Raw genomic sequence first — 16,022 nt, 5'->3', positions numbered from 1 at the left:
TTTATTTATTCGGGTAGTTTACTGCCGCAGGCGTTGCAGTAGCGGGCGTCTTTTTCATGATTTGCATGCTGACAATTCGAACATATGCGCTGAGTACGGCGATTCTGAAAGGTCGTGGTCATATGGGTGGTAATTAAGCCGGTGGGAATCGCAATAATTGAGTAGCCGATTAAGATAAGGATGGAGGCCAGAATTCGCCCGAGCGGCGTATGCGGCGTGATGTCGCCATATCCCACCGTGGTTATCGTCACAATCGCCCAGTAAACCGACGCATTCAGCGTAGTAAACCCATATCGCGGCCCCTCAACCAGATACATCAGGGCGCCAAAAATCACCATCACGATGGCAATAAAAGAGTAGAACAGAATCAACTGGTGGCGAGCGCTGACGATGGCGGTCCAGAAAATATTCAGCGACGGCATAAAACGCAGCAGTTTAAGAATACGCAGAGCGCGAATCGCGCGCATGGCCCGCCAGGCGAACACGTACTCAATACTGATCTCAGGCCATAGCCACATTACGTAGAGCGGTAAGATAGTGGCAAGATCAATAATTCCCCAAAAGCTGAAAATATACTTTAGCGGATTCGGCCAACTGATAATGCGCAGAATATACTCGCAGGTAAAAACCGCGGTGACAATAAGCTCAAGCCAGACAAAGACATGCCATTCATCTACCGTCAGATGATATTGCGTTCCCAATCCGGACTCGATAAATATCACCAGCACGCTAAGCAGCGCAAAGAGGCCGCAGAATCCCTCAAAATGCCGGCCGGTGCGACGGTTTTGATCGAAGAGTAAATGATACAGCCGCAGACGAGCGGCATGAATATGAAAAGCCACGTTAACCTCGCTAAAAAAAGGGCTGACCTGCGTCAGCCCCAGAGATTATAACGGGTCTACCTTCAGGCAGGAAACCGCGTGTCGGAAACTGCCCTCCAGCACCGGTCGCGTCTTAGCGCACTCCGGCCCGGCAATCGGGCACCGCGTGCGAAATACGCATCCCGACGGCGGGTTAATCGGCGATGGCAATTCCCCCTCCAGCAGTTGGATAGTTTTATTCTTCTCTTTATCGGGGTCCGGCACCGGCACCGCCGACATCAGCGCTTTGGTATAAGGATGCAGCGGATTATGGTACACCTCATCGTAGGTGCCCAGTTCCACGGCATGCCCGAGATACATCACCAGTACGCGGTCAGAAATGTGCTTCACCACCGCCAGATCGTGGGCGATAAAAATCAGCGATAGTCCCATTTCACGCTGCAGCTGCTGCAGCAGATTCACTACCTGCGCCTGAATCGACACATCCAGCGCCGAAACCGGCTCATCGCAAATAATGAGCTTCGGCTCAAGAATGAGCGCACGGGCAATACCGATGCGCTGACACTGGCCGCCGGAGAACTCATGCGGGTAGCGGTTAATCAGGTTCGGCAGCAGCCCCACTTTCATCATCATCGCCTTAACGCGATCGCGAACTTCCTGACGCGGCATTTTCGGATGATAGGTACGCAGCGGCTCGGCGATAATTTCCCCGATAGTCATGCGCGGGTTTAGCGACGCCAGCGGATCCTGAAAGATCATCTGAATATCGCTGCGCACGTCGCGCCATTCGTCGGCCTTCATTCCCAGCAAATCTTTACCTAGCCAGGCGACTTTACCGTCGGTGGCTTTGACCAGACCAATGATCGCGCGCGCGAAGGTCGATTTTCCGCATCCGGACTCGCCGACCACGCCCAGGGTTTCACCTTCATACAGACGCAGCGTTACGCCATCCACCGCTTTCAGCGTTTTCGACGGCTGCCAGAACCACTGTTTACCGTCTTTAATATCAAAGTGCACTTTCAGATCGGCGATTTCGAGCAGGACTTTTCTTTGTTCCGTTACGGCGTTCATAGCAAATCCCCCACCGGTTGAAAGCAGGCGCGCAGGCGGCCCGGTGCAAACTCCTCCAGAGGCGGAGCGCTATTGCAAATTTCCATCGCATGCGGACAGCGCGGCTGGAACGGACAGCCCTTCGGCAGCCGCAGCAGGTTCGGCGGATTGCCCGGAATCGTTAACAGAGCATCGCCTTCCGCATCCAGCCGCGGCACCGCATTGAGCAGACCGATAGAATAAGGGTGCGATGGTTGATAAAAGACGTCGCGCGCCTGACCATATTCCATCGTACGCCCGGCGTACATTACCAGCACCTTATCGCAGATCCCGGCGACGACGCCGAGATCGTGGGTAATCATAATGATCGCCGTATTGAACTCGCGCTTGAGCTCATTAAGCAGCGTCATGATTTGCGCCTGTACGGTCACGTCCAGCGCCGTTGTCGGCTCATCGGCAATCAGCAGCTTAGGCCGGCACAGCAGCGCCATCGCAATCATTACGCGCTGGCGCATGCCGCCGGAAAATTCGTGCGGATACATTTTCATCCGTTTACGCGCTTCGGGCATTTTGACCGCGTCCAGCATTTTCACCGACTCTTCAAAGGCTTCGGCTTTGCTCAACGCTTTATGCAGCATCAGGACTTCCATCAGCTGCTCCCCTACCCGCATATACGGATTCAGCGAGGTCATCGGGTCCTGAAAAATCATTGAGATCTGCTCGGCGCGCAGCTTATTCAGTTCGCGCTCCGGAAGGTTGAGGATCTGCTTACCGTTAAAGGTCGCAGAACCGCCGATGCGACCGTTCGCCGCCAGCAGGCCCATCAGCGCAAAAGCGGTCTGCGATTTGCCGGAACCGGACTCGCCCACGATGCCTAAGGTTTCCCCTGCCCGCAGATTAAAATTGAGATCGTTGACCGCGGTCACATCACCATCGGGAGTACCAAAGGTGACGCGGAGATCTTTCACATCCAGAAGCAGTCCGGATTGTTGTGCTGCCTGCGGCGCTTTCGCCGTTTCCATCGTACTCATGTCGGCGCTCCTTAGCGGTCTTTCGGGTCGAGGGCATCACGCAGGCCATCGCCGATAAAGTTAAAACAAAACAGCGTTACCACCAGGAAACCGGCAGGAAACAGAAGTAGCCACGGCGAAACTTCCATCGAGTTGGCGCCATCGCTGAGCAGCGCGCCCCAGCTGCTTAACGGCTCCTGGGTACCCAGGCCGAGGAAGCTCAGGAAGGATTCGAACAAAATCATGCTCGGCACCAGCAGTGAGGCATACACCACGACCACGCCAAGCACGTTAGGCACGATATGGCGGATAACGATATTGCCCGTTGAAACGCCGCCAACCTGCGCAGCTTCAATAAACTCTTTACGCTTCAGGCTCAGGGTCTGGCCGCGAACGATACGCGCCATATCCAGCCAGGAGACCATCCCGATGGCAACGAAAATCAGCAGGATATTCTGACCAAAAAAGGTCACCAGCAGGATGACGAAGAACATAAACGGGAAGGAGTTGAGGATTTCCAGCAGACGCATCATTACCGAATCCACTTTGCCGCCAAGATAGCCGGAAAGCGACCCGTAAAGCGTTCCCAGAATCACCGCCACCAGCGCAGCGGCCACGCCGACCATTAATGAGATACGCCCGCCAATCGCCACCCGCACCAGCAGGTCGCGGCCGGAAGAGTCGGTACCAAAGTAGTGCCCGGACTCCGTATCGGGCGCGCTGGACATCATGCCCCAATCGGTATCGTAATAGGAAAACTGCGATACCATCGGCGCGATGGTGACAAACAGCGCAATAATCACCAGCACAATCAGGCTGGCGACGGCAGCGCGGTTATGCATAAAGCGGCGGCGAGCGTCCTGCCAGAGGCTGCGTCCCTCGACTTCCAGCTTTTCACTGAAGTTTTCCAGCGCCTCGTTGTTTTTCTTACTTAACATCATGGCGAACCCCAGCGTTAGTAACGGATCTTCGGATCGATAACGGCGTACAGCACGTCAACAATCGCGTTAAACAGAATGGTCAATGCGCCCACCAGAATGGTCAGACTAAGGACCAGCGAGTAGTCGCGGTTCAGCGCGCCGTTGACGAACAGTTGACCGATTCCCGGCAGGCCATAGATGGTTTCGATAACCATTGAGCCGGTAATAATGCCGACAAAGGCGGGCCCCATATAGGAGAGCACCGGCAGCAGCGCGGGCTTTAATGCATGGCGCAGAATAATGCGCCGCATCGGTAAGCCTTTTGCCCGGGCGGTGCGAATGAAGTTAGAGTGGAGAACTTCGATCATAGAGCCACGGGTAATACGCGCGATGCTGGCGATATAGGCCAACGACAGGGCGACCATCGGCAAAATCATATATTGCAGCGCCCCGCCGTTCCATCCGCCGCCCGGCAGCCAGTGCAGGGTGATAGCAAATATCATGACCAGTAACGGCGCGACCACGAAACTCGGTATCACCACCCCGGTCATTGCCACCCCCATCACGGCAAAATCCCATTTTGTATTTTGCTTCAAAGCCGCAATCACCCCGGCGCTCACGCCAAGCACAACCGCCAGAAAAAACGCGGCGAAGCCTAATTTGGCTGACACCGGGAAGCTGGAAGCGACCAGATCGTTAACCGAGTAATCTTTATATTTAAAGGAAGGACCGAAATCACCGTGCGCCAGCTGCTTCAGGTAATTGAAGTACTGGGTCATGATGGGGTCGTTTAAATGGTATTTTGCTTCAATATTCGCCATGACTTCCGGCGGCAGCGTACGTTCACCGGTAAAAGGGCTTCCCGGTGCAAGACGCATCATGAAGAAAGAGATAGTAATAAGAATAAATAGCGTCGGAATCGCTTCCAGACAGCGACGAAAGATGAATTTTAACATTGCCCGTACCTTCTGGCCTGTGCCTTTAATAGTGCGATGAAATAAGACACCGTGAGGCAAGCGTTAACGCCTGCCCCACGTATTGCCATTAGTGCTTCACAATGTACATATTTCTTGTATAGGTATTATCCAGCGGGTCTTTGCCTGTATAGCCACCTACCCACGGTTTAACCAAACGGGCGTTGACATAATAGAAGACCGGTACGATGACGGAGTCTTTATCCAGCTGCTGCTCAGATTGCGCATAGAGGTCCGCGCGTTTCCCTTCGTCGCTGGTTTTCAGCGTTTCAGCGATAATCTTGTCGAAAGCCGGGCTCTTATAATGTGATGTGTTGTTTGAGCTGTCGCTCAGCATCGTATTGAGGAAGGAGGTCGGTTCGTTATAGTCCGCACACCAGCCGGCGCGCGCAATATCAAAGGTGCCCTGATGGCGGTTATCAAGGAAGGTTTTCCATTCCTGGTTTTCCAGCTTCACGTTTACGCCGAGGTTTTTCTTCCAGATGGACGCCACCGCGATAGCCAGTTTTTTGTGCAAATCGGAAGTGTTATACAGCAGATTGAAGGTCAGCGGCTTATCAGCGCTATAGCCCGCTTCGGCCAGCAATTTTTTCGCTTCTTCGTTACGTTTTTCCTGCGACCACTTGAACCACTCGGGCTCAATAAGCTTCATGCCATCGGTATAAGGCGGCGTGTAGCTATAGGCTGGCAGGTCGCCCTGGTTCTTCACTTTATTGACAATAATGTCGCGATCCAGCGCCATCTTCAGAGCCGTACGCACGCGAACGTCGGTAAACGGGGCTTTCTGGTTATTGATTTCGTAATAATAAGTACACAGATACGGATCGACGTGAACTTCCTTCGGGATCTCTTTTTTCAGTTTCTGGAACAGCTCGATCGGCATGTTGTTATAGGTCATATCGATTTCACCGCTGCGGTAGCGGTTAACGTCGGTGACTTCTGAAGAAATCGGCAGGAAGGTGACCTGATTAATCACGGTTTTGGCGTTATCCCAGTAGTTGGTATTACGCTCCAGAACAATGCGTTCGTTAACAACCCAATCTTTTAATTTATACGCGCCATTGCTGACGATATTGGCCGGCTGGGTCCATTTGTCACCGAATTTCTCAATGGCGGATTTAGGTACCGGCGAAACGGATGGGTGAACGAGCAGTTTGTAGAAGTACGGCACCGGTTCGCTAAGGGTCACTTCAAAGGTATGATCGTCAAGCGCTTTTACGCCCAGATCGGTCGCTGGTTTTTTCCCGGCGATAATGTCGTCAATATTGGCTAAATGACCATACTGCAGATAGCTTGCATAAGGAGAAGCGGTTTTCGGATCCGCCAGGCGCTGCCAGCTATAAACGAAATCTTGTGCCGTAACCGGCGTGCCGTCGGACCACTTTGCATCTTTACGTAGATGGAAGGTCCAGACTTTAAAATCTTTGTTGTCCCATTTTTCCGCAACGCCCGCGACCGGATGACCGTCGAGGTCGCTTACCAGCAGCCCTTCAAACAAATCGCGGTTAATATTGGACTCCGGCACGCCTTCAATTTTATGCGGATCGAGGGACTGAACTTCGGAGCCGTTGTTACGTACCAGCGTTTGTTTGTCCGCCAGCTGTACCCCTGCCGGTACATCTGCCGCAACGGCGGCGTTGATGGTCATTAACGCAGAGAGTACTCCTGCGGCTACCAGGCTTTTTTTCGTGATGATGGTCATGTGTTTGTTACTCCAATCATTATAATTACTGGTTATTTAACCAGCCTGTTTTCTCTTTTCTGGATTCTGAACAGTGCAGGAGTTTATGCTGCTGTCAGAGAGTACTGCTTGCTATCACCGACTTATTTATTACGGCCGCTCAAACGGCAGCCTTGACGTCGATTCTTACCCCCCTGTCCGGAGGCAATTTTAGTCCCGAGGGGCTATATAATAAAAATTCTCATTTGCGTAGGTATTCCGCCAAAGATCACGCCGGAAAGTACCAAAACGCTTTATTGTCCGCCAATGCAATTTGCAAATATGTTACCGAATTCTCTTTTGTGGCCCGCAGGCGGCGGAGTTTTATTCCCTTATTCGCACGGCCAAGTTTATTAATCTTATTACTATCAAAGGATTGTGATAAATCCCTCACGCTATGCGTCATCCCGCGCCGAACAGCTGCTTTTTTGTACGAAAATTTAACAATCGCTTATTATTTAGCACATTCATCTGCTTCATAGGGGAAATTACTAATATCATTTCGATTATCAGACGGCAAGCACCAGAGAATGATGTGAAGAAAATAACAGTAATTAATGTGGGTAAAAAGCCGCGATGGTGACGAGGGGAATGGGTAAATTCTTGATAATAAACAGTAATGACAAAGCATTAGAAAAGCGTATTGCAGGGCGGAAAATCACTTTTTTTAATATGTTTTGCCGATAATGAGCAAACGCGGAACAGATTGTCCCGCGAGTCGGACGCTGGTTAATTCACGAGGCCAGGAAAGAGCGCCTTAATCCCGGTAACGATGAACTCGATCCCAAGCGCCATCAGCAACAGCCCCATGATACGGGTAATCACGTTAATGCCGGTTTGGCCAAGCAGGCGAACCAGCCAGGGGGCCATACGGAAAATCCCCCAGCAGCACAGCGCAAAAAGAGCAATCGCCACTGAAAATCCGACAAAATGGGCGACGCTATGGTAGCGGGTTCCCCAGACAATGGTTGAGCTGATGGCGCCGGGTCCCGCCATCAGAGGCAGCGCCAGCGGAACAACGCCGATACTTTCGCGAATGGCCGTTTCTGATTTTTCTTGCTTGTTCTGTTTGTCCTCCCCAAGCTTGCCGCTGATCATCGACATGGCGATGGTGACGACCAGAATTCCGCCAGCAATACGGAATGAATCGATGGAAATCCCGAAGACCTGCAGAATCGCGTCGCCTAAAAATAGCGATGTGAGCAGGATAATGGCCACCGACAGGTTGGCTGTCAGGTTGGTTTTGTTACGCACCGCCGCCGTCTGGTAGCTGGTCATGCTAATAAAGACCGGGATAATGCCTACCGGGTTGACCAGCGCAAATAATCCAATAAAAAATTTAAAGTAAGCTGAAAAATCAAACATCGACTGAATCACAGGGCGCTCCGCAGCATCATTAAAAATGGCTGTTGATAGTTACCAGCATAAAATATCCGCGAGAAGATACGCTGTTTGATGGCATAATTCATCTCTGCTGACGCATAAGCTCATAATTACGCTCGGATGTTACTTATTTGTTTCCGCAATGCTATTTAATCCTTTAATTAGCATACCTAATCATTACACTTGATCAAACAGGTCAAAAAACGACCTGCTGAAAGGTATCAGCTTGGCTGATTATTGATTTAGATCACATAAATTGTACCCAGAAGTGAGTAACCTTGTTTACATCCAGCGAGGAGGCAAAACAGCGGTACCTGAAAGAATAAAGCAAAGCTTTTTTAGTCAATCGGTGAAGTCAGAAGCACAAAATTCTTTACGTTAACATTTACATGCAAGCCGTTAACACAATGTCTATACTGTCGAATCGAGCTACTGATTGACTAAAAAAGTTTAACATTATCAGGAGAGCATTATGGCTGTTACTAATGTCGCTGAACTTAACGCACTCGTAGAGCGCGTAAAAAAAGCCCAGCGTGAATATGCCAGTTTCACTCAAGAACAAGTCGACAAAATCTTCCGCGCCGCCGCTCTGGCCGCTGCTGATGCTCGAATCCCTCTCGCGAAGATGGCCGTTGCCGAATCCGGCATGGGTATCGTCGAAGATAAAGTGATCAAAAACCACTTTGCTTCTGAATACATCTATAACGCCTATAAAGATGAAAAGACCTGCGGTGTCCTGTCTGAAGATGACACCTTCGGTACGATCACCATCGCTGAACCGATTGGTATTATCTGCGGTATCGTCCCAACCACTAACCCGACTTCAACTGCGATCTTTAAATCTCTGATCAGCCTGAAGACGCGTAACGCCATCATCTTCTCTCCGCATCCGCGTGCTAAAGATGCAACCAATAAAGCTGCTGACATCGTCCTGCAGGCTGCGATCGCTGCCGGCGCGCCGAAAGATCTGATTGGTTGGATTGACCAGCCTTCCGTAGAACTGTCGAACGCGCTGATGCACCACCCGGATATCAACCTGATCCTCGCGACCGGCGGTCCAGGCATGGTTAAAGCGGCGTACAGTTCCGGTAAACCTGCCATCGGCGTTGGCGCGGGTAACACCCCGGTTGTCATCGACGAAACGGCTGATATCAAGCGTGCTGTCGCTTCCGTACTGATGTCAAAAACCTTCGATAACGGCGTTATTTGTGCTTCTGAGCAGTCCGTTGTGGTTGTTGATTCCGTATACGATGCCGTTCGCGAACGTTTCTCCAGCCACGGCGGCTATCTGCTGCAGGGCCAGGAACTGAAGGCTGTGCAGAACATCATCCTGAAAAACGGCGCGCTGAACGCCGCGATCGTTGGTCAACCAGCGTATAAAATCGCTGAGCTGGCTGGCTTCACCGTCCCTGTTTCCACCAAAATTCTGATTGGTGAAGTTACCGACGTTGATGAAAGCGAACCGTTTGCCCACGAAAAACTGTCTCCGACACTGGCGATGTATCGTGCGAAGAATTTCGAAGACGCAGTTGATAAAGCTGAAAAACTGGTAGCAATGGGCGGCATCGGCCACACCTCCTGCCTGTATACCGACCAGGACAACCAGCCAGAACGCGTTGCTTACTTCGGCCAGTTGATGAAAACCGCGCGTATCCTGATCAACACCCCGGCTTCTCAGGGTGGTATCGGTGACCTGTATAACTTCAAACTCGCACCTTCCCTGACTCTGGGTTGTGGTTCATGGGGTGGTAACTCCATCTCGGAAAACGTTGGTCCTAAGCACCTGATCAACAAGAAAACCGTTGCTAAGCGAGCTGAAAACATGTTGTGGCACAAACTTCCGAAATCTATCTACTTCCGTCGTGGCTCACTGCCAATCGCGCTGGATGAAGTGATTACTGATGGTCACAAACGCGCGCTGATCGTGACCGACCGCTTCCTGTTCAACAACGGCTATGCAGACCAGATCACTTCTGTGCTGAAAGCCGCTGGCGTAGAAACGGAAGTTTTCTTTGAAGTTGAAGCTGACCCGACCCTGACCATCGTACGTAAAGGCGCTGAGCTGGCCAACTCCTTCAAACCAGACGTGATTATCGCGCTGGGCGGCGGCTCCCCGATGGATGCTGCGAAAATTATGTGGGTCATGTACGAACATCCGGAAACCCACTTCGAAGAACTGGCGCTGCGCTTTATGGATATCCGTAAACGTATCTACAAGTTCCCGAAAATGGGCGTCAAAGCGAAGATGGTGGCGATCACCACGACTTCCGGCACCGGTTCTGAAGTTACGCCGTTCGCCGTGGTTACCGATGACGCAACCGGTCAGAAATATCCGCTGGCAGACTATGCGCTGACTCCGGACATGGCGATTGTTGACGCCAACCTGGTTATGGAAATGCCGAAGTCACTGTGTGCTTTCGGTGGTCTGGATGCCGTGACGCATGCCCTGGAAGCTTACGTTTCCGTACTGGCTTCCGAGTTCTCTGACGGTCAGGCTCTGCAGGCGCTTAAGCTGCTGAAAGAAAACCTGCCGGCGTCCTACCATGAAGGGTCTAAAAACCCGGTAGCGCGTGAGCGTGTACACAGTGCTGCGACCATCGCCGGTATCGCGTTTGCGAACGCCTTCCTGGGCGTATGTCACTCAATGGCGCACAAACTGGGCTCTCAGTTCCACATTCCTCACGGTCTGGCGAACGCCCTGTTGATCAGCAACGTGATTCGTTATAACGCTAACGACAACCCGACCAAACAGACGGCCTTCAGCCAGTACGACCGTCCACAGGCTCGTCGTCGCTACGCTGAAATCGCTGACCATCTGGGTCTGACTGCTCCGGGTGACCGCACCGCAGCGAAAATCGAAAAACTGCTTGGCTGGTTGGACGAAATTAAAGCTGAACTGGGTATTCCTAAGTCTATCCGCGAAGCTGGCGTGCAGGAAGCTGACTTCCTGGCCCACGTTGATAAGCTGTCTGAAGACGCTTTTGACGACCAGTGCACCGGCGCAAACCCGCGCTACCCGCTGATCGCCGAGCTGAAACAGATTCTGCTGGATACCTTCTACGGACGTAACTACGTTGAAGGCGGTGTGGAAGAGAAAAAAGAAGCCGCACCGGCTAAAGCTGAGAAGAAAGCGAAAAAATCCGCTTAATCCAACAGCTGTAAAGTCAGTGACGCGAAGCCCCATCTTTTGATGGGGCTTTTTTTATCCGCCGTTCAGCAGCCGACAAATCGCCTCAGACAGCCGAAACGTATAATCCAGGCGCTAGCTTAGCGATGGAAAAAAGGCGCTGTAAAAGCGCCTGAGAGGGTTTGGCGGGGAGGGTTAGCAAATGTGCTGTTTGTTCTGTACAGCGGTCAGAGAACCTTCGCTCAGCGCCTCTTTATAATGCTTACGGCATACCGAGACATAACGTTCATTACCGCCAATCACGACCTGTTCCCCTTCATTGTACGGGCGCCCTTCCTGATCGAGGCGCAAAACCATACTCGCCTTACGACCGCAGAAACAGATAGTTTTTAATTCAACCAGCTTATCGGACCACGCCAGCAAATATTGGCTGCCCGTAAAAAGTTCGCCGCGAAAATCTGTTCGCAACCCATAACACAACACCGGAATATCAAGCTGGTCCACCACCTCAGACAGGTCGCGTACCTGCTCACGGGTCAGGAACTGGCTCTCATCAACTAATACGCAGTGAATCGGCTGACGCTTATGTTCTGCCGCAATGTCTGCAAATAACGCCGTCTGAGTATTATACAACCGCGCGGGCGATGAGAGGCCAATCCTTGAACTCACTTTCCCCGAACCAAAGCGGTCATCAATCTCCGCGGTATAAACCAGCGTGCGCATCCCTCGCTCCTGGTAATTGTATGAAGACTGCAACAGAGCGGTAGACTTGCCTGCATTCATTGCTGAATAGTAGAAATAAAGTTGTGCCATCGGCCGCGTAACCCCAATCAATGTGTTTTTTTGCCGTAAAATTGTATCATATATTCACCTACTATCAGCCCTCTCCGTGTGGGTATTGCCGGTAATGTTCACGGTGTGGATACCCGAAAGATTAAGCCTCTTAATTGAATGGTAATGCCTGCTATTGGTGCGACCCAAGCGGCCACGCTGACGTCACTATTGCCCTTTTGTGCTTATCGAGCATTTTCTGATAGCTATAACCGCTGTGGACAAGTGTTTTATATTAAACATCATCGCCGCTGCTGCGCTAATACCCACAAAGATATTTATCCATACACAGTATAATTTTCCCCACCGCGCGTCGGAAAAAGCATACTATCTCAGGGTTTTAGCTAATGCCTTCCGCCATCCTATAAGCAAAAAAGATGTGAACCCGCACATAAAATTTAAGTTAAATGAATTAATTCCCGAGACAAATAACAAGTTATTTTGACTTCCTTACATTCTCCCCTATTGCACATCTGAATTTATCGCTCTATTATTAGTCCAACAAACCACCCCACAATATAAGTTTGAGATTACTACAATGAGCGAAGCACTTAAAATTTTGAACAACATCCGTACTCTTCGTGCGCAGGCAAGAGAATGCACCCTTGAAACGCTCGAAGAAATGCTGGAAAAATTAGAAGTTGTCGTTAACGAACGTCGTGAAGAAGAAAGCGCTGCGGCTGCGGAAATTGAAGAACGCACTCGTAAACTGCAGCAATACCGTGAAATGCTGATTGCAGACGGTATTGATCCTAATGAACTGCTGAGCACCATGGCTGCAGTTAAAGCAGGAACGAAAACCAAGCGCGCTGCACGTCCGGCTAAATACAGCTACGTTGACGAGAATGGCGAAACTAAAACCTGGACTGGTCAGGGTCGTACTCCGGCAGTGATCAAGAAAGCGATGGATGAGCAAGGTAAATCCCTGGACGATTTCCTGCTGTAATAAGCTATCGTATCCGTTTAAAAATCCCGCTTCGGCGGGATTTTTTTTATCCGTTATTCGGGACCGGTCCCGGTCGGGCATAAAAAAACCGGGAAACGAATTTCGCTCCCGGTTTCGCATTCTGTCACGAACGATTACTTCGCTACGGCTTTTTCCAGCCAGGCTTTAAATTCTTCGCCCAGCGACTTGTGGCGTACGCCATATTCAACAAAAGCCTGCATATAGCCCAGTTTATTACCGCAGTCGTGGCTCTTGCCTTTCATATGATAGGCTTCTACCGTTTCTTTTTCGATCAGCATATCGATGGCATCGGTCAGCTGAATCTCATCCCCGGCTCCCGGAGGCGTTTTTGCCAGAAGCGGCCAAATATCCGCGCTCAGCACGTAGCGGCCGACAACCGCCAGATTAGATGGCGCCACGTCCGCTTTCGGTTTCTCAACGACACCAACCATCGGCACGCTCTCACCCGGCTGCAGGGCCAGGCCTTTGCAATCGACAACGCCGTACGCGGTGACGTCAGCAACCGGTTCAACCATGATCTGGCTTGCGCCGGTCTCATCAAAACGAGCCATCATTTCGGCCAGGTTGTCGCGAGACAGATCGGATTCATATTCATCAAGAATAACGTCCGGTAAAATGACCGCGACCGGCTCATCACCCACAACCGGGTGCGCGCAAAGCACAGCGTGACCCAAACCTTTAGCCAGCCCCTGACGCACTTGCATAATAGTTACGTGCGGCGGACAAATAGATTGTACTTCCTCCAGCAGCTGGCGTTTTACGCGTTTTTCCAGCATCGCTTCCAGTTCAAAACTGGTATCGAAATGGTTTTCGATAGAGTTTTTCGAAGAGTGCGTAACCAGAACAATTTCAGTAATCCCGGCGGCAATACATTCGTTAACAACATATTGAATTAATGGCTTATCTACCAGCGGCAGCATTTCTTTCGGAATAGCCTTAGTAGCGGGCAACATCCTGGTGCCTAATCCCGCAACCGGGATGACAGCTTTTCTTACTTTTGAATTAAGCGCAGCCATTGAAATCTCCTGGACTGTTCGTTTTTTAAACTTCTCGTTAATAATATGGTATCGAGTATATCAGCCTGATCAGACAAACCTGTTCCGAAAAGGATTAGATATCTTCGAATTAGGAATTTTACGCATTAAACCCGGCGATAGTACCACCACAAAAGATCGCGTGGTAATCCCGCGAGCCTAAAAATAAGTACAATTGTTCACTCCGTAGTCAACATCAGGCGTAAACGTCCGCCAGCCCCCCAAATTTGGCACTGCCATGATGCACAGCGTTGACTAATTTGGTTAAGATATGCATTACCTAATGTCCCCAACGGAACGCCATTACTAATCTGAATTTGGTGCTCCCCCGTATTCAGCGTGCCATTCAAACCCGCAGAGACTAAAATTAAATTTTTCAAGCCACTGTGGTAATACCCTACCAATAATGGAAATTGCCCCGGTAAATTAGCCTGCCGCAGCAATTGGTTAACCTGTTTTAACAGGCTGCCCATCTCTGGTAAACGCTGACCCTGATGGGCAAACTGTTCCTGCAGCAACCCATTGAACAGCGCGCGCAGCAATAAGGCTGCCAGGACCCCATTATCACCTGCTCGTGTGACATCCAGACAATAAAACGCCAGATCGTTTTCTGATAGCGGCGCAATATCCAGCACTAATCCAGGCTTATCGGCGGAGACAAGCTGCCGATAGTGAATCCGGCAACGTGACATTTCCTGTTGCACCGGCGGCTGGAGCTCCTGTAGCAGCCTTGACGCCGCGGTAGGATCGCTAACCAGCGCATCCCAGTCCTCAAACAGGCGCTCTTCTTCTTCAACACGTGAATTAAACATATTGGGATAGAGGCAGGCATAAACGGTTTCTCTCAGGCGATCGAAATCTTTTACCGGTTTGAGCAGAATATCCTGAACGCCCAGGCGCAACGCTTTGGCGATGTCCGCCATGTTTTCCGTCGCTGAAATCATCAGAATCGGCAACTGCTCGCCCTGGTTACGCACATGCTCTACCAGCTGCAGACCGTTCATTCGCGGCATTGAAATATCGCAAATCATCAAATCGGGTTTGGACTCGGCCATTTTTTGCAGCGCATCCACACCATCTTCCGCCTGGACGATGGTCGCGCCAAGTGAAGCCAACCAAGTGTGCATAAGAGAGCGGAAAACGGGTTCGTCTTCAACTATCAGAATCTGTTTTCCCGCCAATGGCTGCGTCATGATCTCTCCCCTGACTGACGATAATTTAATAGTGGCATGATATTCACACTACCGCCTGTCAGAATTTACTTAAGTATGCATCAAATGCGCTACACGGAGGTACGCACTAAAGGTAATAGTTCATCCATTTTCTTTTCCACTGCCAGATGCCCGGCGGCGATAGCTTCGCCAGCCCGATGGAAATCAAGCGTGGAGATTTGCGGGCAAAAGGGCTGAATCAGAATATCAGGCGGGTCGCCCGCCATGCGGTTTCTCTTGAGGCGATTCTCCAGAACCTGAATAGACGTCGACATGATTTCCATCGCCGTTGGCGCTCTCGTCACCCGTCGCGAAGTCATACGCGCCAGGCGAGAACGCAACCGTGAATGCCACGAGAAATCTTCTTCGCTCTCCGGATGCGGCACCTCCATGGATAACAAATCCTGCTGCATCAGATGCGCATCGTGCTGCAAATCAACGGCAATGACAATATCTGCGCCCATTGCCCGAGCCAGCGATACCGGCACCGGATTCACCACCGCGCCATCCACCAGCCAGTAGCCATTATGTATCACCGGCGCCATCAGGCCAGGCATGCTACAGGACGCACGGATCGCCAGATGCAGATCCCCTTCCGTAAACCACAGTTCGCGACCGGTGCTTAAATTCGTGGTGACCGCCGCAAACCGGCGCTCGCAGCGCTCAATCTCGCTGACGGGCATGAGTTTACGGTATTGGCTAAATACGCGCTCGCCCCGCAGCAGGCCGCCCCGCTGCCAGGAAAGATCCATTAATTTCAGGACATCCCAGTTGCTAAAGGAGCAGACCCATTTCTCCAGCGCCGGAAGTCGGTTGCAGGCGTACGCCGCCCCTACCAGTGAGCCAATTGAGCACCCTGCGATAACATCAATGTCGATACCCGTCCGCCGTAACGCATTAATCACGCCGATATGCGACCATCCCCGAGCGGCGCCAGCCCCTAGCGCCAATCCAATTTTAAGCTTTCTCATTAG

Annotated in this window: 13 protein-coding genes; 2 read left to right on the top strand and 11 right to left on the bottom strand. The window is 51.2% G+C overall.

What is annotated here, in order from left to right; translation table 11 throughout:
• Positions 1-5: 5 nt before the first annotated feature.
• The 7 genes from ACE3MN_RS10790 to ACE3MN_RS10760 all read right to left on the bottom strand — a co-directional run bounded on the left by ACE3MN_RS10790 (position 6) and on the right by ACE3MN_RS10760 (position 7,872).
• A complete protein-coding gene (locus ACE3MN_RS10790; RefSeq protein ID WP_098065656.1) occupies positions 6-842 on the bottom strand; it encodes an ion transporter in 837 nt (278 codons plus the stop codon).
• A 45-nt stretch (positions 843-887) separates the two neighbouring features.
• Complete coding sequence (oppF, locus tag ACE3MN_RS10785; protein WP_004121693.1) at positions 888-1,892, bottom strand: murein tripeptide/oligopeptide ABC transporter ATP-binding protein OppF; 1,005 nt, start codon at positions 1,890-1,892, stop codon at positions 888-890.
• Positions 1,889-2,902, bottom strand: coding sequence for an ABC transporter ATP-binding protein (locus tag ACE3MN_RS10780; RefSeq protein WP_024357876.1), 1,014 nt, complete (start codon positions 2,900-2,902; stop codon positions 1,889-1,891). The genes oppF and ACE3MN_RS10780 overlap by 4 nt, the downstream gene beginning before the upstream one ends.
• Positions 2,903-2,913: 11 nt before the next feature.
• Positions 2,914-3,822, bottom strand: a complete 909-nt coding sequence (gene oppC, locus ACE3MN_RS10775) for an oligopeptide ABC transporter permease OppC (RefSeq protein ID WP_049085441.1) — start codon at positions 3,820-3,822, stop codon at positions 2,914-2,916.
• A gap of 14 nt (positions 3,823-3,836) precedes the next feature.
• A complete protein-coding gene (oppB, locus tag ACE3MN_RS10770; RefSeq protein WP_004121700.1) occupies positions 3,837-4,757 on the bottom strand; it encodes an oligopeptide ABC transporter permease OppB in 921 nt (306 codons plus the stop codon).
• Between the two features lie 88 nt (positions 4,758-4,845).
• Positions 4,846-6,477, bottom strand: coding sequence for an oligopeptide ABC transporter substrate-binding protein OppA (oppA, locus tag ACE3MN_RS10765; RefSeq protein WP_004134042.1), 1,632 nt, complete (start codon positions 6,475-6,477; stop codon positions 4,846-4,848).
• A 747-nt stretch (positions 6,478-7,224) separates the two neighbouring features.
• On the bottom strand, positions 7,225-7,872 hold the full coding sequence (locus ACE3MN_RS10760) for a YchE family NAAT transporter (protein ID WP_004132196.1): 648 nt from the start codon (positions 7,870-7,872) through the stop codon (positions 7,225-7,227).
• Between the two features lie 478 nt (positions 7,873-8,350).
• Between ACE3MN_RS10760 and adhE the strand changes: the two genes are divergently transcribed.
• Positions 8,351-11,026: a bifunctional acetaldehyde-CoA/alcohol dehydrogenase gene (gene adhE / locus ACE3MN_RS10755; RefSeq protein ID WP_004132197.1), complete on the top strand. Its 2,676-nt coding sequence runs from the start codon at positions 8,351-8,353 to the stop codon at positions 11,024-11,026.
• A gap of 174 nt (positions 11,027-11,200) precedes the next feature.
• Here adhE and tdk read toward each other — a convergent pair whose 3' ends face one another.
• The gene (gene tdk, locus ACE3MN_RS10750) at positions 11,201-11,818 is read right to left on the bottom strand and encodes a thymidine kinase (protein WP_004132199.1); all 618 of its coding nucleotides are present in this window, start codon (positions 11,816-11,818) and stop codon (positions 11,201-11,203) included.
• A 556-nt stretch (positions 11,819-12,374) separates the two neighbouring features.
• Between tdk and hns the strand changes: the two genes are divergently transcribed.
• Positions 12,375-12,782 (top strand): histone-like nucleoid-structuring protein H-NS, encoded by a 408-nt coding sequence (gene hns, locus ACE3MN_RS10745; protein WP_004121719.1) that lies wholly within the window; start codon positions 12,375-12,377, stop codon positions 12,780-12,782.
• Between the two features lie 134 nt (positions 12,783-12,916).
• On the opposite strand, the gene galU is transcribed toward hns, so the two are convergent.
• The 3 genes from galU to rssA all read right to left on the bottom strand — a co-directional run bounded on the left by galU (position 12,917) and on the right by rssA (position 16,019).
• Positions 12,917-13,819 carry a UTP--glucose-1-phosphate uridylyltransferase GalU gene (gene galU, locus ACE3MN_RS10740; RefSeq protein ID WP_004121722.1) on the bottom strand — a complete coding sequence of 301 codons (903 nt, stop codon included), beginning with the start codon at positions 13,817-13,819 and terminating at the stop codon, positions 12,917-12,919.
• Between the two features lie 197 nt (positions 13,820-14,016).
• A complete protein-coding gene (rssB, locus tag ACE3MN_RS10735; RefSeq protein ID WP_375364360.1) occupies positions 14,017-15,030 on the bottom strand; it encodes a two-component system response regulator RssB in 1,014 nt (337 codons plus the stop codon).
• A gap of 89 nt (positions 15,031-15,119) precedes the next feature.
• Positions 15,120-16,019 carry a patatin-like phospholipase RssA gene (rssA, locus tag ACE3MN_RS10730; protein WP_102649715.1) on the bottom strand — a complete coding sequence of 300 codons (900 nt, stop codon included), beginning with the start codon at positions 16,017-16,019 and terminating at the stop codon, positions 15,120-15,122.
• Positions 16,020-16,022 lie beyond the last annotated feature (3 nt).

The sequence above is a fragment of the Klebsiella grimontii genome, from assembly GCF_042137965.1.
Taxonomy (GTDB): domain Bacteria; phylum Pseudomonadota; class Gammaproteobacteria; order Enterobacterales; family Enterobacteriaceae; genus Klebsiella; species Klebsiella grimontii.
Note: the sequence above shows the minus strand (reverse complement) of the source record. Positions and strands in the feature narration are given on the sequence as shown.

Excerpts from the sequence above, each read along its gene's own strand:
- ACE3MN_RS10780 (WP_024357876.1), bottom strand. The coding sequence starts at position 2,902 with ATGAGTACGATGGAAACGGCGAAAGCGCCGCAGGCAGCACAACAATCC.
- hns (WP_004121719.1), top strand. The coding sequence starts at position 12,375 with ATGAGCGAAGCACTTAAAATTTTGAACAACATCCGTACTCTTCGTGCG.
- oppB (WP_004121700.1), bottom strand. The coding sequence starts at position 4,757 with ATGTTAAAATTCATCTTTCGTCGCTGTCTGGAAGCGATTCCGACGCTA.
- oppC (WP_049085441.1), bottom strand. The coding sequence starts at position 3,822 with ATGATGTTAAGTAAGAAAAACAACGAGGCGCTGGAAAACTTCAGTGAA.
- rssB (WP_375364360.1), bottom strand. The coding sequence starts at position 15,030 with ATGACGCAGCCATTGGCGGGAAAACAGATTCTGATAGTTGAAGACGAA.
- galU (WP_004121722.1), bottom strand. The coding sequence starts at position 13,819 with ATGGCTGCGCTTAATTCAAAAGTAAGAAAAGCTGTCATCCCGGTTGCG.
- tdk (WP_004132199.1), bottom strand. The coding sequence starts at position 11,818 with ATGGCACAACTTTATTTCTACTATTCAGCAATGAATGCAGGCAAGTCT.
- oppA (WP_004134042.1), bottom strand. The coding sequence starts at position 6,477 with ATGACCATCATCACGAAAAAAAGCCTGGTAGCCGCAGGAGTACTCTCT.
- rssA (WP_102649715.1), bottom strand. The coding sequence starts at position 16,019 with ATGAGAAAGCTTAAAATTGGATTGGCGCTAGGGGCTGGCGCCGCTCGG.
- adhE (WP_004132197.1), top strand. The coding sequence starts at position 8,351 with ATGGCTGTTACTAATGTCGCTGAACTTAACGCACTCGTAGAGCGCGTA.
- oppF (WP_004121693.1), bottom strand. The coding sequence starts at position 1,892 with ATGAACGCCGTAACGGAACAAAGAAAAGTCCTGCTCGAAATCGCCGAT.